The 21,668-nt window shown below is 40.9% G+C and carries 18 protein-coding genes and 12 tRNA genes; 8 read left to right on the forward strand and 22 right to left on the reverse strand.

Annotated elements, in window-relative coordinates; all coding sequences use genetic code 11:
- The first annotated feature begins 210 nt into the window (after window positions 1-210).
- The 5 genes from folE2 to PULV_RS05125 all read left to right on the forward strand — a co-directional run bounded on the left by folE2 (window position 211) and on the right by PULV_RS05125 (window position 4,512).
- The gene (folE2, locus tag PULV_RS05105) at window positions 211-1,134 is read left to right on the forward strand and encodes a GTP cyclohydrolase FolE2 (protein WP_193331088.1); all 924 of its coding nucleotides are present in this window, start codon (window positions 211-213) and stop codon (window positions 1,132-1,134) included.
- 126 nt (window positions 1,135-1,260) lie between these two features.
- Window positions 1,261-1,857, forward strand: a complete 597-nt coding sequence (locus tag PULV_RS05110) for a DUF2726 domain-containing protein (RefSeq protein ID WP_086742599.1) — start codon at window positions 1,261-1,263, stop codon at window positions 1,855-1,857.
- Between the two features lie 182 nt (window positions 1,858-2,039).
- Window positions 2,040-2,747, forward strand: a complete 708-nt coding sequence (gene mtnN / locus PULV_RS05115; RefSeq protein WP_193331089.1) for a 5'-methylthioadenosine/S-adenosylhomocysteine nucleosidase — start codon at window positions 2,040-2,042, stop codon at window positions 2,745-2,747.
- On the forward strand, window positions 2,748-3,701 hold the full coding sequence (locus tag PULV_RS05120) for a cobalamin biosynthesis protein CobD/CbiB (protein ID WP_193331090.1): 954 nt from the start codon (window positions 2,748-2,750) through the stop codon (window positions 3,699-3,701).
- Between the two features lie 64 nt (window positions 3,702-3,765).
- Window positions 3,766-4,512 (forward strand): cobalamin-binding protein, encoded by a 747-nt coding sequence (locus PULV_RS05125; RefSeq protein ID WP_193331091.1) that lies wholly within the window; start codon window positions 3,766-3,768, stop codon window positions 4,510-4,512.
- Window positions 4,513-4,608: 96 nt separating this feature from the next.
- Here the strand turns inward: PULV_RS05125 and tyrS are convergent, their stop codons facing one another.
- Complete coding sequence (tyrS, locus tag PULV_RS05130; RefSeq protein ID WP_086742595.1) at window positions 4,609-5,811, reverse strand: tyrosine--tRNA ligase; 1,203 nt, start codon at window positions 5,809-5,811, stop codon at window positions 4,609-4,611.
- Between the two features lie 194 nt (window positions 5,812-6,005).
- Between tyrS and PULV_RS05135 the strand changes: the two genes are divergently transcribed.
- Window positions 6,006-7,319, forward strand: a complete 1,314-nt coding sequence (locus PULV_RS05135; protein ID WP_193331092.1) for a peptidoglycan DD-metalloendopeptidase family protein — start codon at window positions 6,006-6,008, stop codon at window positions 7,317-7,319.
- Window positions 7,320-7,436: 117 nt separating this feature from the next.
- On the forward strand, window positions 7,437-9,566 hold the full coding sequence (locus tag PULV_RS05140; protein ID WP_086742593.1) for a DUF6351 family protein: 2,130 nt from the start codon (window positions 7,437-7,439) through the stop codon (window positions 9,564-9,566).
- A gap of 34 nt (window positions 9,567-9,600) precedes the next feature.
- Here PULV_RS05140 and PULV_RS05145 read toward each other — a convergent pair whose 3' ends face one another.
- The 4 genes from PULV_RS05145 to PULV_RS05160 form a co-directional block, all read right to left on the reverse strand.
- Entirely contained in the window at window positions 9,601-9,780 is a 180-nt protein-coding gene (locus PULV_RS05145; protein WP_086742592.1) for a hypothetical protein, read from the reverse strand.
- 149 nt (window positions 9,781-9,929) lie between these two features.
- Complete coding sequence (locus PULV_RS05150; RefSeq protein WP_086742591.1) at window positions 9,930-11,060, reverse strand: sodium ion-translocating decarboxylase subunit beta; 1,131 nt, start codon at window positions 11,058-11,060, stop codon at window positions 9,930-9,932.
- 8 nt (window positions 11,061-11,068) lie between these two features.
- Window positions 11,069-12,847 carry a sodium-extruding oxaloacetate decarboxylase subunit alpha gene (gene oadA / locus PULV_RS05155; protein ID WP_086742590.1) on the reverse strand — a complete coding sequence of 593 codons (1,779 nt, stop codon included), beginning with the start codon at window positions 12,845-12,847 and terminating at the stop codon, window positions 11,069-11,071.
- A 12-nt stretch (window positions 12,848-12,859) separates the two neighbouring features.
- Window positions 12,860-13,099 (reverse strand): OadG family protein, encoded by a 240-nt coding sequence (locus PULV_RS05160; protein ID WP_086743193.1) that lies wholly within the window; start codon window positions 13,097-13,099, stop codon window positions 12,860-12,862.
- A 633-nt stretch (window positions 13,100-13,732) separates the two neighbouring features.
- On the opposite strand from PULV_RS05160, the gene PULV_RS05165 reads away from it, so the two are divergent.
- Window positions 13,733-14,953 (forward strand): M23 family metallopeptidase, encoded by a 1,221-nt coding sequence (locus tag PULV_RS05165; RefSeq protein WP_227009358.1) that lies wholly within the window; start codon window positions 13,733-13,735, stop codon window positions 14,951-14,953.
- Window positions 14,954-14,990: 37 nt separating this feature from the next.
- Here PULV_RS05165 and PULV_RS05170 read toward each other — a convergent pair whose 3' ends face one another.
- The 17 genes from PULV_RS05170 to prfB all read right to left on the reverse strand — a co-directional run bounded on the left by PULV_RS05170 (window position 14,991) and on the right by prfB (window position 21,567).
- Window positions 14,991-15,464 carry a YcxB family protein gene (locus PULV_RS05170; protein WP_193331093.1) on the reverse strand — a complete coding sequence of 158 codons (474 nt, stop codon included), beginning with the start codon at window positions 15,462-15,464 and terminating at the stop codon, window positions 14,991-14,993.
- Between the two features lie 75 nt (window positions 15,465-15,539).
- Window positions 15,540-16,391 carry a DUF6279 family lipoprotein gene (locus tag PULV_RS05175; protein WP_193331094.1) on the reverse strand — a complete coding sequence of 284 codons (852 nt, stop codon included), beginning with the start codon at window positions 16,389-16,391 and terminating at the stop codon, window positions 15,540-15,542.
- Between the two features lie 160 nt (window positions 16,392-16,551).
- Window positions 16,552-16,628 (reverse strand) — tRNA-Arg (locus PULV_RS05180).
- A gap of 60 nt (window positions 16,629-16,688) precedes the next feature.
- Window positions 16,689-16,765, reverse strand: a tRNA-Arg gene (locus tag PULV_RS05185).
- A 60-nt stretch (window positions 16,766-16,825) separates the two neighbouring features.
- Window positions 16,826-16,902, reverse strand: a tRNA-Arg gene (locus PULV_RS05190).
- A 60-nt stretch (window positions 16,903-16,962) separates the two neighbouring features.
- Window positions 16,963-17,039, reverse strand: a tRNA-Arg gene (locus PULV_RS05195).
- A gap of 60 nt (window positions 17,040-17,099) precedes the next feature.
- Window positions 17,100-17,176, reverse strand: a tRNA-Arg gene (locus PULV_RS05200).
- A gap of 60 nt (window positions 17,177-17,236) precedes the next feature.
- Window positions 17,237-17,313 (reverse strand) — tRNA-Arg (locus tag PULV_RS05205).
- A gap of 111 nt (window positions 17,314-17,424) precedes the next feature.
- Window positions 17,425-17,501: transfer RNA gene (locus PULV_RS05210), tRNA-Arg, on the reverse strand.
- A gap of 63 nt (window positions 17,502-17,564) precedes the next feature.
- Window positions 17,565-17,641, reverse strand: a tRNA-Arg gene (locus PULV_RS05215).
- Window positions 17,642-17,701: 60 nt separating this feature from the next.
- Window positions 17,702-17,778: transfer RNA gene (locus tag PULV_RS05220), tRNA-Arg, on the reverse strand.
- 60 nt (window positions 17,779-17,838) lie between these two features.
- Window positions 17,839-17,915, reverse strand: a tRNA-Arg gene (locus tag PULV_RS05225).
- 60 nt (window positions 17,916-17,975) lie between these two features.
- A tRNA-Arg gene (locus tag PULV_RS05230) sits at window positions 17,976-18,052 on the reverse strand.
- A 27-nt stretch (window positions 18,053-18,079) separates the two neighbouring features.
- Window positions 18,080-18,172, reverse strand: a tRNA-Ser gene (locus tag PULV_RS05235).
- Window positions 18,173-18,353: 181 nt separating this feature from the next.
- On the reverse strand, window positions 18,354-18,638 hold the full coding sequence (locus PULV_RS05240; RefSeq protein ID WP_086742587.1) for a superinfection immunity protein: 285 nt from the start codon (window positions 18,636-18,638) through the stop codon (window positions 18,354-18,356).
- A 268-nt stretch (window positions 18,639-18,906) separates the two neighbouring features.
- The gene (lysS, locus tag PULV_RS05245; RefSeq protein ID WP_193331095.1) at window positions 18,907-20,442 is read right to left on the reverse strand and encodes a lysine--tRNA ligase; all 1,536 of its coding nucleotides are present in this window, start codon (window positions 20,440-20,442) and stop codon (window positions 18,907-18,909) included.
- Between the two features lie 26 nt (window positions 20,443-20,468).
- Window positions 20,469-21,567 (reverse strand): peptide chain release factor 2 gene (gene prfB, locus PULV_RS05250; protein WP_140372819.1). Its coding sequence is split into 2 segments (ribosomal slippage): window positions 20,469-21,491 and window positions 21,493-21,567, totalling 1,098 coding nucleotides; the frame shifts between segments, so codons are not numbered across the junction.
- Between the last annotated feature and the right edge of the window lie 101 nt (window positions 21,568-21,668).

Here is a 21,668-nt window from a genome sequence, read left to right on the forward strand (position 1 = left end):
CTTTTATCGTATTGAGGCAAAGCAATTGCTTAGAGCTTGAAAAGCTTATTAAAAATAGAATATATTGTGCCAAATAATACCTGAGTAAATTTGTAAGGTATTATGAACAAACTTGTCTTTTTTTCATTTTATAAAAAAAGCACCTTCGCGTTTTTTATTGTAGAATGGCGCGTTTTTCAGCATAGGCTATTTCTGGGAGTAAACGAACCGATGCAAAAATTCATGCCTGACATTGCCCACTCTGCTGAGGCATTACAAGAAGGGACACTCGACTGGGTTGGAATGAGCCAAATTGAGCTCCCACTCGTTGTTAGTAGCAAAGACAGCCCTGAACAGCATGTATCTGCATTAGCTGAAGCTTTCGTCAACTTAAATGATCCCCAAGCGAAAGGCATTCATATGTCGCGTTTGTATTTGGCACTGGATGAGTTTTCTAATCATCAAACATTAACGCCAAAGACTTTAGCTAGCGTTTTAGATCAATTTATTAGCAGTCATCACTCACTGAGTGATCAAGCTCAAGTTACCTTAAAATTTGATTATCATCTGCGTCGTCGCTCTTTATTAAGCGGAAAAACAGGCTGGAAAGCCTACCCAGTTGAAATTACTGCAACTTATAAAGAGCAAACAGTTGTTCTTGAGCTAAGTGTCGCGGTGACTTATTCATCAACTTGCCCATGCTCTGCTGCTTTAGCGCGCCAGTTGATTCAACAAGCTTTTGATCAGCAATTTACCGAGCAAGCAATCGATAAAGATCAAGTCATGCAATGGCTTGGCAGTACTCAAGGTATTGTTGCAACACCACACTCTCAAAGATCTATTGCGCAAGTAAAGGTAAAGCTCAACCAACTCGACAGCCATTTTGATATTTTAGGTTTGATTGATGCACTTGAAAATGAGCTAAAAACTCCCGTTCAAGCAGCCGTTAAACGCGAAGATGAGCAAGAGTTTGCACGCCTCAATGGTCAAAATTTAATGTTTTGCGAAGATGCAGCCCGAAAAGTAAAACATATACTCAACCAGCAAAGTGATTATTCTGATTTCTGGTTACGCATCAACCATTACGAATCCCTTCATGCCCATGACGCAGTCAGTATCGCGGTTAAAGGGGTTGAAATGGGTTATACCGCTTAATTTTTATATCGGGGCTATGTCGATAACACTTTAGCATAGCTCCCACGCATTCTTACTTTAAGACATCACTTTTGGCATAAATTGTGCTTTAGCCAAGCAGTGTCAATTTGTTGTCTTGGAGTAGTTATGGAATTTGTACTGTTATCGATTTTAGTGTTGGTCGTAATTGCAGCGGTTATTGCGGGGCGAATGACCGATAGCGGCAACCCTTACCCATTCAAAAGTAAAACGAGTTTATTTACGCAAGTAGAAAAGTCGTTTTTAACCTTGCTAGAGCAATCTGTCGGTAATGATTATAAAGTTGTCAGTCGAGTAAAATTAATCGATGTGATTGACTTTAAATCTGGTATCAATGAAAAAAATAAACGCACGGCCCTGACTAAAGCCAAAAATAAACAGCTCGACTTCGTCTTGCTTGATAAACAAAATTTAAATATTGTCGCTGCGATAGATCTTGTAAATAACAATAACAAAGAAGGCCATAAAGCCCAAAAAGACTGGTTTGTGGGCGGCGCGCTTGAGTCTGCTGGTATCCCTCATATTCGTATGAAAGTCAAAGCTGGTTATAAGTCTTCTGAAGTACGCCAAGCTATTTTATTTAAACTTGGCAAAAAAGCGGTGAAACCGCCAATAGTCAAAGCAAAAACGATTATGCGTCCGGCGGTATTATCTCCTTCTCAAGTGAAAGCATCAAACTCCACTGCTTTGGCACAGGTCTCTTAGTAATGTTTGCAGCGCAATGCGCTGCAAACTTCATATCCAAAACTTTGGTGATTATGCCAGCAATCAATTCAGCCCATTTTTAAGCCCTCGGGTGGCGATTTTTCATATCCCTAAGTCTTTGATTCTCGCATTTTTAAGCTTTCACAGTATAATCAGCACAACTAGAAAGAGGATTATATTTTATGAATATCGGTATCATTGGCGCTATGGAGCCTGAAGTGGCCATTTTGCGCGACACCATGACACAAGTGAATACAACTCAAGTTGCTGGATTTACCTTTTATACAGGTCAGTTAGCTGAGCACACGGTTACCTTGGTTCAATCTGGCATTGGTAAAGTGGCATCGAGTATCGCTACAACACTATTAATTGAACGTTTTTCACCTGATTGCATTATTAATACCGGCTCAGCCGGTGGGTTTGAGCAAAGCTTAAATGTAGGCGATGTGGTGATTTCATCTGAAGTGCGTCATCACGATGTTGATGTCACAGCATTTGGTTATGAGTTTGGCCAAGTACCAAATATGCCGGCGGGTTTTTCGGCTCATCCAACATTGATTGAAGCTGCGCAACAAGCTATTGCGTCATTAGATAGTGTAAAAACGATGACGGGCCTTATCTGTACCGGTGATTCATTTATGTGTGATCCTGTGCGCATTGAAGCAACACGTACACAATTCCCATCAATGCTTGCCGTTGAGATGGAAGGTGCATCAATTGCGCAAACGTGTCATCAGCTCAACACTCCTTTTGTGGTGATCCGCTCATTATCGGATATTGCAGGTAAAGAATCGCCAGAGTCATTTGAAGCATACCTAGTAACAGCCTCAGAAAATTCATCAAAGATGGTGACTGCATTACTCACTAATTTACAAGGTGTGACTCTTTAAGTGCTCCTTGATATCGCCCAACAACATTTGGGCTTTATTTTATTGCTTGTGGCAATCTGCGCCGAGCGCATATTGCCTCTTTCCCGCGCCTATCACCCATTCACTTTATTTAAGCTCATTTTTAGCAACATTCAGTCTCGTATTTTTGATTCTCAATCCACTGCGCAATATCAATATTTAGCGGGTACGCTAGGGCTTATTTTACCAGTATTAACCATACTGGCTTTAGTCTGGGGGATTTTATACTTTGCTATTTATCCGCAATGGCTTTCGGCATTCATTTTATATTTGTGTATTGAAAGTAAAGAACTCGAAAGTGCCATCAAAAAAATCCCAACTCTGCTCAAACATAACCAAAAAGCAGCCGCTCGCGACTTGCTCAGGCTCTGGTTACGAAGAGAAACAGCGTCCTTATCGGAAGTTGGCATCATTAAAGCCAGTATTGAAACACTTGTTCTGCGTTTAGCGCGTCATTATTTTGCGGTGATTTTTTGGTTTTTAGTCGCTGGACCTTTTGTTGCATTAAGCTATCGCTTGATTAATTTAGTCCATAATACTTGGTCAAAAAAAGTGGCCCCCGATGCTGCCTTCCTCAAACCTGTGCAAGTCATTAATTATACATTTGAATGGTTACCTACGCGCTTAGTCGCATGCTCCATTGCTTTGAGTAAACACAGCCGTGTCGCGATTCGCTATATGGGTCAATATGGCCGATTTTTCTATCAGAAAAATACCGGATGGCTCCTCAGCGCGATGGCGGCTGCAATGCAAATACAAATTGGTGGTCCCGCCTTGTACCAAAAAAAGCGATATGCGAAAATGCGCGTGAGTCAAAGCCCTCTGCCTTCGGCTCGTGCCATACCGCACGCTTTAAGCATACTTAACCAAGTAAAAATTCTCTGGTTGAGTGTCATAATATTATTGGAGATCGCTGTTGCTTTTCTTAAAGTCTAGATGGATATTCGTTTTTTTAATTTGTACTTCATTTTCCTCTTTTGCCACACAACGCATAGCAACTTTGGCTCCTCATTTAACTGAATGGGCCTACTCACTTGGTTTAGGTGAGCAAATTGTCGCCGTCAGTGCTTACAGTGATTACCCTTTAGAGGCACAAAAAAAACCGATTGTATCAGATGCAAATGGGATCAATTTAGATGCCCTGATCCGTTTAAAACCTGATTTAGTGTTGATGTGGCAAGGCAGCGCCCAATCTGCGCAAGTAGAAAAACTAAAGCGTTTTGGGATTAAGGTGCATATCTCAAACCCTCATACACTTGAAGATATTCCAAAGCAGTTGATGCAAGTGGCAAAGTTAACTGATACCACTGCGATAGCAACTAAACTGAATAAAGCATTTTTAACGCGCTTAGACTCTATTAAAAATCAATATCAACACCGACCTAAACAAAACACTTTTTTTCAAGTGTGGCATTCGCCTATCATCACCTCCAATGGCGATAGCTGGATCCAAAATTTATTAGATGTGTGTGCTTTAACTAACCCCTTTTCTGAGCATTCAGTGGCCTATCCGACCGTCAATAAAGAGCAAGTCATGCTTAAGAATCCTGACATCATTATCATTTCAAACAAGAGCCCAAGTAGTGGCCATGGAGAGATGTGGTCAAACTTAAAAATGATTAACGCAGTGAAAAATGACCGCATGTATTACATCGACCCTGATTATTTACACCGTTTTACGGCAAGAGTATTACAAGGTTTAGAACATCTTTGCGATATTACCGCTCCGATAAAAACATCTGACTAGGGGCTTATATGGACTCCCCGTTAATGTCAAAAAGAGTACAGACACAAAAAAACCGATAACGTTACACGCTATCGGTTTTTTTAAAATCAGAAATAATTATACGACAGAAATATTAGCAAACTTACGTTTACCTACTTGATAAATTTCTTGTGTACCTTTACTGATTTCAAGTTTGGTATCAGTGATTTTATCTTCACCATTAAGCTTTACCGCACCTTGCTTAATCATGCGCATCGCTTCTGAAGTACTGGCAACCAACCCTGCTTCTTTAAGTAAATTAGCAATTGAGATCACGTCAGTCTCAATCGTGACAGTTACTTCAGGGATATCATCTGGCAATGCTTTCTTTTGAAAACGATTAATAAAATCTTGATAAGCAGCTTCTGCATCATCTTCACTATGAAAACGGGTAATCATTTCTTGTGCAAAAGAAATCTTGATATCACGTGGGTTTTTACCCTCTGCTACTTGTGCTTTTAACTCTTCAATTTGTTCAATTGATAACGCACTTAATAACTCATAATAACGCCACATCAAATCATCAGAGATAGACATGATTTTACCAAACATCTCTGTTGGGCTGTCAGTAATACCGATATAGTTACCCAGCGACTTAGACATTTTTTGAACGCCATCAGTCCCTTCAAGAAGTGGCATCATCAAGACTGTTTGCGGTTTTTGACCTTCGCTCTTTTGCAGCTCACGGCCCATTAACAAATTAAAACGTTGATCAGTGCCACCGAGCTCAACGTCTGACTCTAGCGCAACAGAATCCCAGCCTTGCACTAATGGATATAAAAACTCGTGGATCGCAATGGGCTGACCGCCTGCATAACGCTTTTTGAAATCATCTCGCTCAAGCATACGCGCAACAGTTTGGTTAGAAGCTAATTTGATCATACCCGCAGAACCAAGCTTTTCCATCCAAGTAGAGTTAAATGCAACGGTTGTTTTTGCTGGATCTAAAATCTTAAACACTTGCTCTTTATATGTTTCTGCATTGGCTAGAACATCTTCACGAGTCAATGGTTTACGCGTTACATTTTTGCCGGTCGGATCACCAATCATACCCGTGAAATCACCAATTAAGAAAATCACTTCATGACCTAAGTCCTGAAAAGTCTTCATTTTATTAATTAGTACTGTGTGCCCCAAATGTAAATCTGGAGCGGTTGGATCAAAGCCCGCTTTGATTTTTAGTTTTTTACCTGATTTAAGTTTTTCAACGAGCTCTTCTTCGATCAGTATTTCTTCAGCGCCACGTTTAATTTCTGCTAACGCGGCTTGTAAATCAGCCATTGATTTCTCCAAATAACATTAAGCTGAGAATGTTGGCAAAAAACAACGACTCGTCTTTTGTCACATTACATATATTTACTCGATTCTAACTCATTATTTATGGACTTTAAATGCACAAACCACTGGTATTAGCGCTATAATCGTTATATGCTGAAAATTGTTATAAAGTAGCGTTTAGTTAGAAAAGGTTAATCATGGTTGCTGTGGTCCACAAATTACCCAAGAAACATAAAATACTTATTTTAGTATTTTTCGCAGTCATTTTAACCCTAACCCTAACCACTTCAGAAAAAGCCAAAGCTTCTAAAGATAATAATCAAACTGGTTTAGAGGTCGGTAAACGTTATGATGTCGCAATTAAAATTGCTGATAAATCAATAACCGACACATCATCAACTGCACTTAAAGCCGACAGCGTTGAAAATATCGCCTACAAAGCATTCACAGTTAAAAAAGGTGATAACTTAGCTCTTATATTTAAACGAGCGGGCTTTTCAGCTCAGACTCTTCATAAACTGATTAATACTGATAAACAAACCAAGCAATTAACCAATATTCACCCGGGTGAAGTACTTTATTTTGCTAAAGACAGTAATGAACAGCTCAGCCATTTAAAATATGAATTAAGTCAAACAGATACTCTACTTGTATCCCTTGATGAAAATGACGCATATCAAAGTTCAATTTCAAGCAAAAAAATAGAAACGCGTAATCAAATTACAGCAGGGACCATTCGCACTAATTTTTGGAATGCCGGCATTGAAGCAGGATTAACTGAAAAACAAATAATGAACTTTGCTGATATTTTTGGTTGGGATATCGATTTTGCCAATGATATCCGAAAAGATGACAGCTTCACGTTAATCTATGAGACCAAACACATCGAAGGGGAATACATTGGAACCGGTAATGTGATTGCTGCTGAGTTTATTAACCAAGGTGAACACTTTTCTGCAGTGTTACATGAAGACGGTAACTATTACACACCTGAAGGTCGCAGTATGCGTAAAGCCTTTTTACGCGCGCCCGTAAACTTTAAATATATTAGCTCAAGCTTTAACCCAAGAAGAAAGCACCCCGTCACAGGTAAAATTAAAGCGCACCGAGGCATTGATTATGCGGCAAGAACCGGTACTCCTGTAATGGCCTCTGGTAATGGTAAGGTGATTAAATCAGGGTACAGCAAATATAATGGCAACTATGTGTTTATCCAGCACGGTACCCAATATGTTACTAAATACTTGCATTTACATAAACGTAAAGTCAAAACAGGTGCCAAAGTAAAACAAGGACAACTCATCGGTACTGTGGGTGCGACAGGTCGTGTTACAGGCGCGCATTTGCATTATGAGTTCTTAGTTAATGGGGTTCATCGCAATCCTAAAACAGTCAAACTGCCTAAATCTGAATCACTCAACCAAACGGAACTCGCAAAATTTAAACCCGTTGCAGATCAAATGCTGGCACAATTAATTGTTAAACGTGAATTACAATTAGCGATGAACTAACGATTATTTAGTTTTCATAAAAGGCTGTTTTATAACAGCCTTTTTTATTCTTTGAAAAAACTGTCCCAGCTCAATTTTGCTTTCCTATACTTAGATTATGAAGTTTAGGAGGTGAAGATGAACGTATTTAAGTCTTGTTTGATTATCTTTTTCTATACCTTAACACTCTCGACGTGCAGTGAGACCCCCTATCAATACCGCCAAGTTTTAACGGTTGCAACCAATACGCCAGCTCCTTTAATTGATGTTGACTCTCACCTGCGTTTTAGCAAAAGACCCTCAGATCCTTACTCATACCCGATAAAAGTTGGAGAAATAGGCCCAACCTTGCCGCTCTTTTCAGGTGATTTGACTTACCCTTTTGCCTGTTCAACGTGGGAATCAGGTTTAGGGCAACCCGAAGTTGATAATCATGAATTGCTAGGTACCCCTGTGTTTATGGAGCAAAATGGTCAACTGACTAACAAAGTTATTGGCTTCAGTAAAGACTGCATTATTAAAACTCAAATACGCTTTTTTATCGCAAGCAGCCCAGAACACAGCACAGAAGTATTCAACCTCGAGACCCTAACGCTAAAAGCAGATGAAATATTACTAAGAGTCGAACAAGGCACCATAAATCGATATATCTATACGTTGATGATGCCCATTGAGCAAAGTGAGTGGACAAACAGGACAGCACAAAGTTTATGGAATAAGCGTTTGATATACCAGTTTGCTGGAGGAGTTGGGATCGGGTTTCGCCAAGGAAAATTTGCGCCGCAAAAACTCATTGAACGCCGCTTTGGACAACTTAAAAAAGGTTACGCCGTTATCTCCAGCTCCGGGAATAAAACCAGCCATACTTATAATATGCTGCAAGCTGAGGACACCGCTTTAAGAGTAAAAAAACAATTCATTAGCCTGTATGGCGACCCTCTTTATACCGTTGGCATTGGCGGCTCTGGCGGAGGACTGGCACAGTATTTATTAGCTCAAAATGCACCAGGCCTTATCGATGGAGCATTGCCTCTCTATTCTTATCCAGATATGGTCAGCCAAACCTTATACGCACTAGATTGCGACTTATTTAATAACTACTACACATTTCGCAGTGATCTGGCGTATTGGGATGATCAAAACAAAAAGCGTGCACTTGAAGGACTCAATAGTGAGCAGCTTGAACACAAATCTTGGTTTTTTTATCCGATAAATCAGTTGCTCAATGCGAAACCTATTTACTTACCAAAGATTTATAGTGAGTGTGTCAATGGTTACTTTGGCTTAAGCGCACTGGTCAATAACCCTGACCAAGGATTTCTGCGTAAGACTTACTCCCCTCATGTTAAAGAAATAACCCATTGGAGCTACTGGCAAGATTTAGCCAATGTATTTGGCAAAGATCAACATGGCTATGCACACTCTATTTGGGATAATCAGGGTGTGCAATATGGCTTAAAAGCTCTGCAAGAGGATGTCATTACTGCTGAAGAGTTTATTGATCTTAATTTTCATATTGGTGGTTGGAAAAGTGCCAATGAAATGACCAAAGAGCAACTACTGTTTATTCCCTTTACTAAAATTGGTATTTGGCTCACCCAGTGGAGTAATCATAACATTACACAAAGTTCACACACTCCAGCCCCGCGAAGTCGCGCTTCATTAAAAGCAGTTGAAAATGCTTACCGGTATGGGCAAGTGTTTTTAGGCTACAACGACATTCCGACCATTGATATTCATCATTATCTCGAAGAACAGCTTGATATGCATCATGTCTCTACTGTATTTGCCACTCGCTTGCGTATTTTAGAGCAAACAGGTACGGCTAAAAATCACAAAATTTGGATAGCCGATGCAGAGTTCACCCCGATGGACGAAGCATTTCAAGCCATGGATGACTGGCTGTTAAAGGGTAAGCCTAACGACACTCTCGTTAGTGATCGGTGTTTCGATAAAGAGGGAGAAATTATCGCTCAAGGTGACACTGTCTGGAATGACAGCTGGAACAACCAAATACAAGGGCCATGCGCAAAACATTTTAAAATCTATACAAATAGCCGGATCCAAGCTGGTGGGCCATGGCAAGGCAGTATTTTCAAATGCCATACCATCCCAGTTCAACAAGCCATTAATAAGGGGCATTATGGTAATCATAATATGCAAGATTACTTACCTCAGCTCACTGAAATTTTCCCCGAAGGCGTCTGTGATTATACCCAAGGAGACAGCGCAAAACCGAACTCTTTAACACCTAGGTTCGCGCCGTAAAGCATTTAACTCCGGAAGATTGTCTATAACGGGCTTAATGTAAAAAGAGGTGGTTAACCAGCTGGGCGAGCAACAATATAAAGACCATTGGCCAAATAAATCGACTTATTTTAGCTTGTTGCGCTTGATTGTAGTGTGGGCCAAATCGTTCTATCAATGGCAGCACCACCACAAGCGCTATCACTAATACACCTAAAATAATCAAAACAGCCAAATCCAACTCCTTATTGCGTGATACTTTAATTAACCTTTACTTGGTTAACTCACCTAGACTGTACTGGGTTGCGGTCGGATTTACCAATAAAAAAAGCGGCCTATCAGGCCGCCAAAAAGTAACTACGTTGGGAGACGCGCCACAAAAACCTAACCAACTAGTGCCAATAAAATACCCGCAGCAACCGCACTACCTAATACACCCGCCACATTGGGTCCCATTGCGTGCATCAGTAAGAAGTTATGCGGGTTTGACTCCAATCCAACCTTATTGACAACACGTGCGGCCATCGGTACTGCTGATACTCCAGCGGCACCAATCAGTGGATTGATCGGGGTTTTAGAGAACTTATTCATTAACTTAGCCATAAACACACCTGAAGCCGTACCAATTCCAAAAGCAACAGCGCCTAGTAATAAAATACCTAAGGTTTCAACTGTTAAAAATTGCTCCGCAGATAACTTAGAACCGACAGCTAGACCCAAAAATATCGTTGTAATATTAATCAGTTCATTTTGTGCTGTGCCACTTAAGCGATCGACCACACCTGACTCTTTCATTAAATTACCTAGGCAGAACATGCCAACTAACGGCGCTGCGGCAGGCAAAAACATCGCAACTAATGCCAACACCATTAAAGGAAAAATAATTTTTTCTTTTTTCGAGACTGTCCGCAGTTGCGGCATTTGAATCGCACGATCTTCTTCTGTGGTTAACGCTCGCATAATTGGCGGTTGAATGATTGGCACAAGCGCCATATACGAATAAGCAGCAACAGCAATTGCACCGAGTAGTTCAGGAGCTAGTTTAGAAGCTAAAAATATCGCTGTAGGCCCATCCGCTCCCCCAATGATTGCAATTGCAGATGCATCAGCCAAACTGAACTCAAATCCTGGAATAAAGTTAAGTAATATCGCGCCAAATAAGGTCGCAAAAATACCAAATTGCGCTGCAGCCCCCAGTAATAACATTCTTGGGTTCGCAATTAACGCACTAAAGTCAGTTAACGCACCGACACCCATAAAAATTAATAATGGGAAGACACCTGTATCAATACCTATGTAATAAACGTAGTAAAGCAACCCTCCCGGCTCAGATAAACCAGCTAACGGAATATTCGTCAACAAGGCTCCAAATCCGATTGGCACAAGCAATAGAGGTTCAAACCCACGTGCAATTGCTAAATAAAGAAGAATAAAACCAACAGCAATCATAATAAGCTGTGGCAAGACAAAGTTGGCAAGCCCTGTTGCTTGCCATAAGTTAAGCAATGCTTCCATAAAAACCTCTAAACTAGTGACAATAAAGGCTCGCCTGTCGTGACAGAGGCACCTTCAGAGGTAAATATTTCTGCAATCGTGCCCGAACTCACAGCACGAATTTCGGTTTCCATTTTCATCGCTTCCATGATGATAACCACATCCCCACGCTCTACTTGTTGACCTGGTTTCACTTTCACTTTGAAGATATTACCTGCTAATGGGGCATTTAAGGTTTCTCCCCCTTCCACTGATGCAGATTGTGGAATTAACTCACTATCTTTGAGTTGCACATCTTTTAATTGACCATTGGGCGCAACCACAACGTCATACACTTTACCATCAACTTGGACGCTATATTGTTCAGGTGAGCTGCCAGGCGCTTTACTTTCTGACGTGGCATTGCTCTGTTTTGGATTTTCACCTGTTGGGACGGGTTCAAATACCGCTGGATTATCCTTGTTTTTAAGGAATTTCAGACCAATTTGCGGAAACAGTGCATATGTAAGCACATCATCAATGCTTTCGTCGGCTAATTTAACGCCTTCTTTCTCAGCTATCTCTAACAACTCTTTTTGCAACACATCAAGCTCAGGTTTAATTAAATCAGCTGGACGACAACTAATAACTTCAGCTCCAGCCAACACTCGTTCTTGTAAGGCTAAATTAACCGGAGCTGGTGTCGAGCCATATTCCCCCTTTAAAACACCTGCTGTTTCTTTAGTAATTGTTTTATAACGCTCGCCAGTAAGTACGTTAAGCACCGCTTGTGTACCGACAATTTGAGAGGTCGGAGTCACTAATGGCAAAAAGCCTAAATCTTCACGCACTTTCGGAATTTCAAGTAGTACCTGATCAAGCTTATCGCCTGCACCTTGCTCTTTCAGTTGGTTTTCCATATTGGTTAACATGCCACCCGGCACCTGCGCCAACAAAATACGTCCGTCAACGCCCTTTAAACTCCCTTCAAAAGCTGCATATTTTTTACGAACATCACGGAAATACGCTGCAATTTCTTCCAGCTCACCAAGATTTAAGCCGGTATCACGAGCCGTTCCTTCCACAATAGACACTATCGTTTCGGTTGCGCTATGACCATATGTCATACTCATTGATGAAATCGCGGTGTCGAGCATATCAATGCCCGCGTCAATGGCTTTTTGATAAGTCGCTGTACTTAATCCAGTTGTGGCATGACACTGCATCGCAATCGGAATTGACACGGTTTCTTTTAAAGCTTTAATTAACTCTTCTGCATCGTATGGCTTTAATAACCCAGCCATATCTTTAATACAAATAGAGTGACAGCCCATGTCCTCAAGCTGCTTGGCAAGGGTTAACCACATATCTAAGGTATGAACCGGACTAACAGTATAAGAAATCGTACCTTGGGCGTGAGCGCCTACTTTAATGGCCGCTTTAATTGCGGTTTCAAGGTTACGTACATCATTCATCGCATCAAAAATACGAAAGACATCCACACCATTTGCATGAGCACGTTCAACAAATTTTTCGACTACATCATCGGCATAATGACGGTAACCTAATAAATTTTGACCGCGGAGTAACATTTGTTGCTTGGTATTTGGCATGGCTTTTTTTAGGGCGCGAATACGCTCCCAAGGATCTTCACCTAAATAACGAATGCACGAATCAAAGGTGGCACCACCCCATGATTCGATAGACCAATACCCTGCTTGATCAAGCTTTTCTGCAATAGGCAACATGTCTTCAAGACGAAGGCGTGTCGCTAATAATGATTGATGGGCGTCACGTAAAACAAGTTCGGTTAATTTTAATTTAGACATTTCTGACCCCTATTATTTTTGTTTATTTCGGTACTGATGAACGGCAGCTGATATCGCTGCGATATGAGCATTGCTGACCCCTGGTGCTTTAAAACTCGATTGTGATTTAGTCACAACCGGCTCAGGCTCTTGGCCGACTAAAAAACTCATTAACTTAATTGCACCAATGAGTATGGCTAGAAATATAAAAACCACCGCCATACCGGTTAACATTAAATTAGCTGCCTGCACCAAACTTGACGCTATATCCATTTCCTCACCCCCACGAATAAGCAGATAAATAACCAACAAAACTAGATAAAAATTCACAACCAATAAGCGCATTTATGATAGTCACACACAAATGATTGTCAATTGGTAAAACCAATTAATCTTAAACTAACATAGCAAACATAAAATTAACAGCGAACAACATGTAGATTTTTCAAGCTCGCACATACAAAGCAAATGACACATTTAATACAAACCAATGAAAATAAATAAATTTCAAGAGGTTCATCAAGCTTTAAACATGACGCACAACCTTAAAAATGCGATGAGAACTTTAATAATAGTTAATTGGTATTACCAATTAACAAGCAAAATACATTGACGTTAACGTAAACTAGAATGTGAATAATCACTGGATATCACAGCGATAACCCCATTCGTCATTTTTCAACAGAACAGCTCCCTTATAAACATGACAAGGACTCCATTCATAACTCTTTGAATTACTTATTTATAGATAAAAAATGTTCAATAAGTAAACATTTTTATACAGAATTTAAAACCAGCCCTTATTACAAAAACCCATAAAAGGTACAAATAAAATATATTACAAAAATGAAACAATTCTTCTAAAGTGGAATTAACAATAACAGGTACAAAAGAAGGGAACACATTATGAATCACGGTCGTTCAATGATTACAATAAGCTTAGCCGCAACATTTATTTCTGCTGTATTCAGTCAGCAAATAGCTTCAGCCGCTCACTATGATACGCAGTTTGATTTAACGCGTCAGGATATCACTGCGCTAAACAGCAATAGTTTACAAATTATCTCAACGGATGCATTTGTCTTTAACAATCAACTCAACACCATTGATTGGGACAATTACTTCTCCCTTTATGCCCCATCACTCGCCCATAAAAAAGAAGTCATTTTACATTGGGCGGGATATGCCAGTATTAGCCCAAAACTATTGCTTGCACTTATTGAACTGCAAAGTGAGTTAATTTCAGAGCCAGATACTGAGAAATTAACTTCTCCATTACAAGGCCTCTCTGGCAAACAAGGTTTTGATCAACAAGTTGAAGATGTCGCGCTTCAGCTTAGTGCTCGGTTTTATGCTTTTGAACAAATGCTTACTCAACAATCAACACAGCGGATCACCTCTAACACACCGGCAACATTGGCATTGGTTAGCTTGCTCAATCAAGATAACAATCACGCAAATAAGTCCGCAGCTGAGCCTCATAACCAGCATACTATGAGTGATCTATTGTCTCGCTATTCAGTCTTATTCGATGGAGAATCGTTATTAATTGACCCGCTAAAAAGCCAACAACCAGTCAATACATCTCAAGCAGTTGAGCCGGCTGCAAATTTTAGTATTTCGCTTCCTTGGCCAAGCGGATATGCCTGGTATAGTGGTGGCGCTCATTCGAATACAGGTTCCGGTTACCCCTATTCTTCATTAGACTTTAACAATGGCTCAGGTGGTTGGGGCAGTAGTACGCCTTGGGTTCAGGCATCTCATGGCGGCACAGTGACGCGCTATTCATCATGTAATATTCGGGTTACTCATCCTAATGGTTACGCAACCAGCTACTACCATATGGATAGTTTGCAATATAACTCAGGGGACGTGGTGCCAGCTGGAGCGTGGTTAGGCCGATATGCAAGTAATTACTCACAAGCACTGTGTGAAGGCGGCCAATCAAGTGGCCCACACATACATTGGTCCTTACTTTATAATGGCCGCTTTGTATCCCTACACAATCAATACATTAGTGGCTATCGCGTAGATGTTGGAAACAGCAATTACGACGATAATTGTTCAAGTTTTTACTTTGAAAAAAATGGCTATCGCACCTGTGCTTGGCGTCGTTTATATCACTAACAAAAAAGGGCAAAAGGCATGTGTCTTTTGCCCTTTTTTAATCTTTGATTGCTGAGCGAATGAAAGCGAGTGCCTCATCATTCATACATTTTTTCGATAAATAATGTCGGCCTTGATTGTTTGTCACTAGGATCAGGCCAAGGGGCGTATCAATGAGATCGGTTAAATCAGCCCATTTAACCGATAATTGATGGTGAATACTTTGCGTGGCTATTTTTTCTTCATCTATTATCAGTGTCACCGTTACATTAGCAGAGCGACTCCACATTTGTCTTGTCACCCACCAAGGCTTGCGATAGTAAAAAGCAATTAGCTCTAACACCCCAATTCCCATTAATAAATATGCTGAAAACTTGCTGGTTTCGCTAATAGTATTGAGTAAAAAGCCAATGACGAACACAAAACAAGCAAAAATTAGCTTGCGCTTGGGCGCTAAATTAATGATCTCCGATTGCTCAAAGCACTCTGTAAAATACGTTTTATCTAATACGAAACTAAAATTAAATGACATGAAAACTCAGCTGAAAAAAAGAACAGATCATACCCTAAACATTCTCTGCTGCCCATAATATCTCGATAAACCTCATCAATCGCCATCTTCAATTAGCGTATCAATATCATCAATCCACTTATCGAACTCTTTTATTAAATGGCGCTGCTGTTTAGCTGATAATGTGGTGAGGATACGCAATTGCAAATTTGCATGTGTATGATTATCAATGGCAGAAAGTGCAATAAATTGCGCTGATTTAAACTGCTCGGTATTAACAATAATGTCAGTCAACTGAGCACGAAATACAAGTTCATCTGATGACGCTAATGAGAATACATTTCTCAGCGCGTCTAATCGGCGTTGTGTGTATTCAAACCTATGAGCTTTTGTAGAAGCCGTTGCTAAAGCCGCTTCTTCGATGAGCGATACTTGCGCGTCACTTAGTTTGCCCAGCCAATTTTTATAACTGTTGAGCATGTGCTCAATGCGCATCTCAAGTTTCTCTTGCTCGCTTAGCTCAGTGAACTCATTTAATTGGCGCGATATTTTTTCACTGACATTTTCAACAAACTCTTGTTTCTGTTGTGCCGATAAACTAACAGCTAACTCTAATATCGGATCATTGGCCTTGCGAACGGCATCTTGCCAATACACTAGGGATTGTGCGCGCCAATCAAGTAATTGCTGAACATCGATAGGTTTATTGATCCCTGCTTTTATTTCGATTAACAATTGACGATATTGAGGTAAAGCGTGTGTACGATGCCAACGCCTTAGCTTTGCAACCTCAGCTTTTAGCTGTTTTGATTGTTGCTTGTCTAAATCAACGTAATCATCGACCCAATAATCAGCTAGCCAAGGAAGGTTGTTGTATATAAACGTAGTTGAGCAGCCACTTAAAGCAAAAACGCACAAAATGATCAGTATAAAATTACGTGAATTCATCGCCAGTTAAACTTAAGAATGATTAATTAAAACTATACGCCAAATTGCAGCAAACTGATCAATGTATATGTAACAGAGAGTATCTAACGATAAAATATAAATTTTAGGCACAAAAAAACCTACATCGTAGTAGGTTGTTTTATTCATCTGGAGATGAAGATGGTGGACGCAGGAGGATTCGAACCTCCGACCGCTCGGTTCGTAGCCGAGTACTCTATCCAGCTGAGCTATGCGTCCATCGGATAGTAAAGTTTTAGTTCATTACTGATGAACTTCAATTTTTACATCGAGAAAAGATGGTGGACGCAGGAGGATTCGAACCTCCGACCGCTCGGTTCGTAGCCGAGTACTCTATCCAGCTGAGCTATGCGTCCATCGGATAGTAAAGTTTTAGTTCATTACTGATGAACTTCAATTTTTACATCGAGAAAAGATGGTGGACGCAGGAGGATTCGAACCTCCGACCGCTCGGTTCGTAGCCGAGTACTCTATCCAGCTGAGCTATGCGTCCATCGGATAGTAAAGTTTTAGTTCATTACTGATGAACTTCAATTTTTACATCGAGAAAAGATGGTGGACGCAGGAGGATTCGAACCTCCGACCGCTCGGTTCGTAGCCGAGTACTCTATCCAGCTGAGCTATGCGTCCATCGGATAGTAAAGTTTTAGTTCATTACTGATGAACTTCAATTTTTACATCGAGAAAAGATGGTGGACGCAGGAGGATTCGAACCTCCGACCGCTCGGTTCGTAGCCGAGTACTCTATCCAGCTGAGCTATGCGTCCATCGGATAGTAAAGTTTTAGTTCATTACTGATGAACTTCAATTTTTACATCGAGAAAAGATGGTGGACGCAGGAGGATTCGAACCTCCGACCGCTCGGTTCGTAGCCGAGTACTCTATCCAGCTGAGCTATGCGTCCAGATTGATGAGTGTTTTTAGTTCATACTCTGAACCTTTCTAAATGACCTAGAAAGAAGACATAAAAAAACCTACACAACTGTAGGCTTCTTATTCATCCGAAGATGAATGATGGTGGACGCAGGAGGATTCGAACCTCCGACCGCTCGGTTCGTAGCCGAGTACTCTATCCAGCTGAGCTATGCGTCCATATCGGGTAGTAAAGTTTTAGTTCATTACTAAAGGAACTTCAATTTTTACATCGAGAAAAGATGGTGGACGCAGGAGGATTCGAACCTCCGACCGCTCGGTTCGTAGCCGAGTACTCTATCCAGCTGAGCTATGCGTCCATCGGATAGTAAAGTTTTAGTTCATTACTGATGAACTTCAATTTTTACATCGAGAAAAGATGGTGGACGCAGGAGGATTCGAACCTCCGACCGCTCGGTTCGTAGCCGAGTACTCTATCCAGCTGAGCTATGCGTCCATCGGATAGTAAAGTTTTAGTTCATTACTGATGAACTTCAATTTTTACATCGAGAAAAGATGGTGGACGCAGGAGGATTCGAACCTCCGACCGCTCGGTTCGTAGCCGAGTACTCTATCCAGCTGAGCTATGCGTCCATCGGATAGTAAAGTTTTAGTTCATTACTGATGAACTTCAATTTTTACATCGAGAAAAGATGGTGGACGCAGGAGGATTCGAACCTCCGACCGCTCGGTTCGTAGCCGAGTACTCTATCCAGCTGAGCTATGCGTCCAGATTTACAAGACAACCATTCAAAAAATGGCGGAGAAGGAGGGATTCGAACCCTCGATAGGGCTACAAACCCTATACTCCCTTAGCAGGGGAGCGCCTTCGGCCACTCGGCCACCTCTCCGTCTTGTGGGGCGTATAATAAAGAATTCAGAAAATAAGTCAAACACTTTTCTGTGCATTTTAAGTCGTATGACTATAGTTTGAACAGAACTGCTTATTTATTGAATTTATTGCGCAATAACCATACTCACTCCTGCCTAGTTGCGCAATAAAATAATGTATTTATCAACAACCCGTATTCACTATTTTGTTGCAGTTGGCGTTTTGGCCGTAAAATGCTTATCCAGTTTTAATTTTTTGAGTAAGGTTTCAGATGCACTGCCAGTCACAGCAACAACAATCAGGCCACCCCAGGCAATCATTGATAAGCCAGCAGGAACATTTACAGCCGCAATAATTTTTATGTATTTACGATTAAAAAAGAACGCCAGAATTGTCGGAATAAAATAAATCGCTAACATCAGTGGTACAACAATCGCATATTCCATTGCCGTCATATTGGTAAATAATGCGCTTAAGTCTTCCATTTTCATTTCCTTTAAAGTGATTTCATCTTGCTTGTTTAATGGAGCCAATATTAATGACTTAAATGATGCATCCAGCAACAAAGTGCTAAACGGTCAATAACGGTGATAAACGTGCAAATCTTAAAGGTAGGGATATGTTAATTGCCAGTGGGTGCTAAAAGTTTAGGTAACACAAACAGACAATGGCTAAGCTATGTGTAAAAACCATTTGATAAAAACCAAAAAAACGCCGCTAACTAGAGCGGCGTTTTTATTCAACTTATCAAGATTAATCAGCTTGTGGACGCATATGCGGGAACAAGATCACATCTTTGATAGTTGATGAATCAGTGAATAACATCACCAGACGATCGATACCAATCCCCTCACCCGCTGTTGGTGGTAAGCCATACTCTAACGCACGAATGTAATCTTCATCGTAGTGCATTGCTTCATCATCACCTGCGTCTTTCTCTTCTACCTGACGAGTGAAACGTTCAGCTTGATCTTGCGCATCATTAAGCTCAGAGAAACCATTTGCAAGCTCACGACCACCGACGAAGAACTCGAAACGGTCAGTTACAAATGGGTTTTCATCGTTACGACGTGCAAGTGGCGATACTTCCCATGGGTAACCCGTGATAAACGTTGGTTGGATTAACATGTGCTCTGCGGTCTCTTCAAAGATTTCGCACAAGAACTTGCCTGGGCCCCAAACACATTTTTCAGGGATTTTGACATGCACTAGCTTAGCGTATGCTTTTAACTCTTCGAAATGATTTTCTGGATCATTGAATACCTTGGCATCAAAGTCTGGATTATATTTTAAAATAGCATCAGCCATGCTTAAACGCGTAAATGGTTGACCAAAATCATATTCAACCGAATCAACCACATCACCGTTTTCATCTTTGGTTGTATTAATCACCACTGGGCTACCAAGTACATCGGTCGCGACTGTACGAAGCATGTCTTCAGTGATATTCATCAAATCAATGTAATCAGCATAAGCCTGATAGAACTCAATCATAGTGAATTCTGGATTATGACGTGTTGATAAGCCTTCGTTACGGAAGTTACGGTTAATTTCAAATACACGATCAAACCCACCAACCACTAAACGTTTTAAGTAAAGCTCAGGTGCAATACGCAGATACATGTCGATATCTAATGCATTGTGATGGGTCACAAATGGACGTGCTGATGCGCCACCTGGAATAACCTGTAACATAGGCGTTTCAACTTCCATGAAGTCACGCTCAGCTAAGAAACGGCGAATACCTTCCACAACTTTAGAACGAATACGGAACGTTTCACGGGTCGCTTCATTGGTGATTAAATCAACATAGCGCTGGCGGTATTTAGTTTCTTGATCAGATAAGCCATGGAATTTTTCTGGCAGTGGGCGCAAAGATTTAGTCAATAGTTGATATTCAACCATATCGACATACAAATCGCCTTTACCCGACTTATTTAGTGGACCAGTTACGCCGATAATGTCGCCGATGTCTAATTGACCATACTTTTCTTTAAGTGCTTTTTGCGCTTCTTTTGATGCATACGCCTGTACACGGCCTTTCATATCTTGAACAACAAAAAACGGCCCACGCTTAGCCAAAATACGACCGGCGATAGAAGCAACATAGTTCAGTTCAACTAACTCTTCTTTCGATTTATCACCAAACTCAGCTTGCAGATCAGCCGTGTAATGCTCACGACGGAAGGTATTTGGATGACCGTTTGCCGGGCAGTTCACGCGAATAGCATCTAACTTGCCACGACGCTCAGCAATTAACTTATTTTCATCTTGGATTTGATCAGTCATTTTTTAGCTCTTTTTTAGCTTGGTAGTTAAAGGCCAGATTTTAAGCTGGCTTCAATAAATTTATCTAGGTCGCCATCAAGTACGGCCTGCGTGTTACGGTTTTCAATACCCGTACGTAAATCTTTAATGCGCGAATCGTCTAACACGTAAGAACGAATTTGACTGCCCCACCCTATATCCGATTTAGCGTCTTCTTGACTTTGTTTTTCAGCGTTTTGTTGCTGTAATTCAAGCTCAAATAATTTCGCTTTTAACTGCTTCATTGCTTGCGCTTTATTTTTGTGCTGTGAGCGTTCATTTTGACATTGCACAACGGTATTTGTCGGCACGTGAGTAATACGCACAGCTGATTCTGTGGTATTAACGTGCTGTCCACCCGCACCTGATGCACGATAAACATCAATACGTAAGTCAGCCGGATTAATATCAATTTCAATATTATCGTCGATTTCAGGGTAAACAAACGCAGAGGCAAACGAAGTGTGACGACGGCCACTTGAATCAAACGGGCTTTTACGAACAAGGCGGTGAACGCCTGTTTCGGTGCGAAGCCAACCATATGCGTATTCGCCAATAAAACGAACTGTCGCGCCTTTAATGCCTGCAACATCGCCATCGGTGGCTTCCACTAATTCAACTTTAAAGCCTTTTGCTTCACCCCAACGTAAATACATACGCAATAACATGTTACACCAGTCTTGTGCTTCTGTTCCGCCAGAACCAGACTGTAAATCAAGGTACGCATCATTTTGATCAAAGTCGCCGGAAAACATGCGTCGGAATTCTAATGTTGCTAGTTTTTCAACCAGCTGGGCGGTTTCGCTTTGTGCTTCATCAAAGGTTTCTTGATCTTCTGCCTCAACCGCTAATTCAACTAAGCCTTCAGCATCATCAGCGCCAGCAATTAAGTCATCAATTGTTTCAACTACGGTTTCAAGTGCCACTTTTTCACGACCTAAGGCTTGTGCGCGCTCAGGTTCATTCCATACAGCTGAATCTTCTAGTTCGCCGTTCACTTCTTCTAAACGTTCTTTTTTTGTAGGGTAGTCAAAGATACCCCCGAAGAAGTTCTGTACGTTCGCGGATGTCCTTGATTTGATTAATCACAGGATTCACTTCAAACATGTATATTTACTCCAAAAATACTAAAACACAGTGAAGATAGCATGTAATGCTAAAAGTCACAGATAGAATTAAATCGGCGAATTTTAGCAAATATTTTCACT

Source organism: Pseudoalteromonas ulvae UL12 (assembly GCF_014925405.1).
Taxonomy (GTDB): domain Bacteria; phylum Pseudomonadota; class Gammaproteobacteria; order Enterobacterales; family Alteromonadaceae; genus Pseudoalteromonas; species Pseudoalteromonas ulvae.

Coding starts and splice junctions, on each gene's coding strand:
- PULV_RS05240 (WP_086742587.1), bottom strand. CDS start 18,638: ATGGAAGACTTAAGCGCATTATTTACCAATATGACGGCAATGGAATAT.
- lysS (WP_193331095.1), bottom strand. CDS start 20,442: ATGACTGATCAAATCCAAGATGAAAATAAGTTAATTGCTGAGCGTCGT.
- PULV_RS05150 (WP_086742591.1), bottom strand. CDS start 11,060: ATGGAAGCATTGCTTAACTTATGGCAAGCAACAGGGCTTGCCAACTTT.
- PULV_RS05160 (WP_086743193.1), bottom strand. CDS start 13,099: ATGGATATAGCGTCAAGTTTGGTGCAGGCAGCTAATTTAATGTTAACC.
- folE2 (WP_193331088.1), top strand. CDS start 211: ATGCAAAAATTCATGCCTGACATTGCCCACTCTGCTGAGGCATTACAA.
- PULV_RS05165 (WP_227009358.1), top strand. CDS start 13,733: ATGAATCACGGTCGTTCAATGATTACAATAAGCTTAGCCGCAACATTT.
- tyrS (WP_086742595.1), bottom strand. CDS start 5,811: ATGGCTGATTTACAAGCCGCGTTAGCAGAAATTAAACGTGGCGCTGAA.
- PULV_RS05175 (WP_193331094.1), bottom strand. CDS start 16,391: ATGAATTCACGTAATTTTATACTGATCATTTTGTGCGTTTTTGCTTTA.
- PULV_RS05110 (WP_086742599.1), top strand. CDS start 1,261: ATGGAATTTGTACTGTTATCGATTTTAGTGTTGGTCGTAATTGCAGCG.
- PULV_RS05170 (WP_193331093.1), bottom strand. CDS start 15,464: ATGTCATTTAATTTTAGTTTCGTATTAGATAAAACGTATTTTACAGAG.
- PULV_RS05140 (WP_086742593.1), top strand. CDS start 7,437: ATGAACGTATTTAAGTCTTGTTTGATTATCTTTTTCTATACCTTAACA.
- oadA (WP_086742590.1), bottom strand. CDS start 12,847: ATGTCTAAATTAAAATTAACCGAACTTGTTTTACGTGACGCCCATCAA.
- mtnN (WP_193331089.1), top strand. CDS start 2,040: ATGAATATCGGTATCATTGGCGCTATGGAGCCTGAAGTGGCCATTTTG.
- PULV_RS05135 (WP_193331092.1), top strand. CDS start 6,006: ATGGTTGCTGTGGTCCACAAATTACCCAAGAAACATAAAATACTTATT.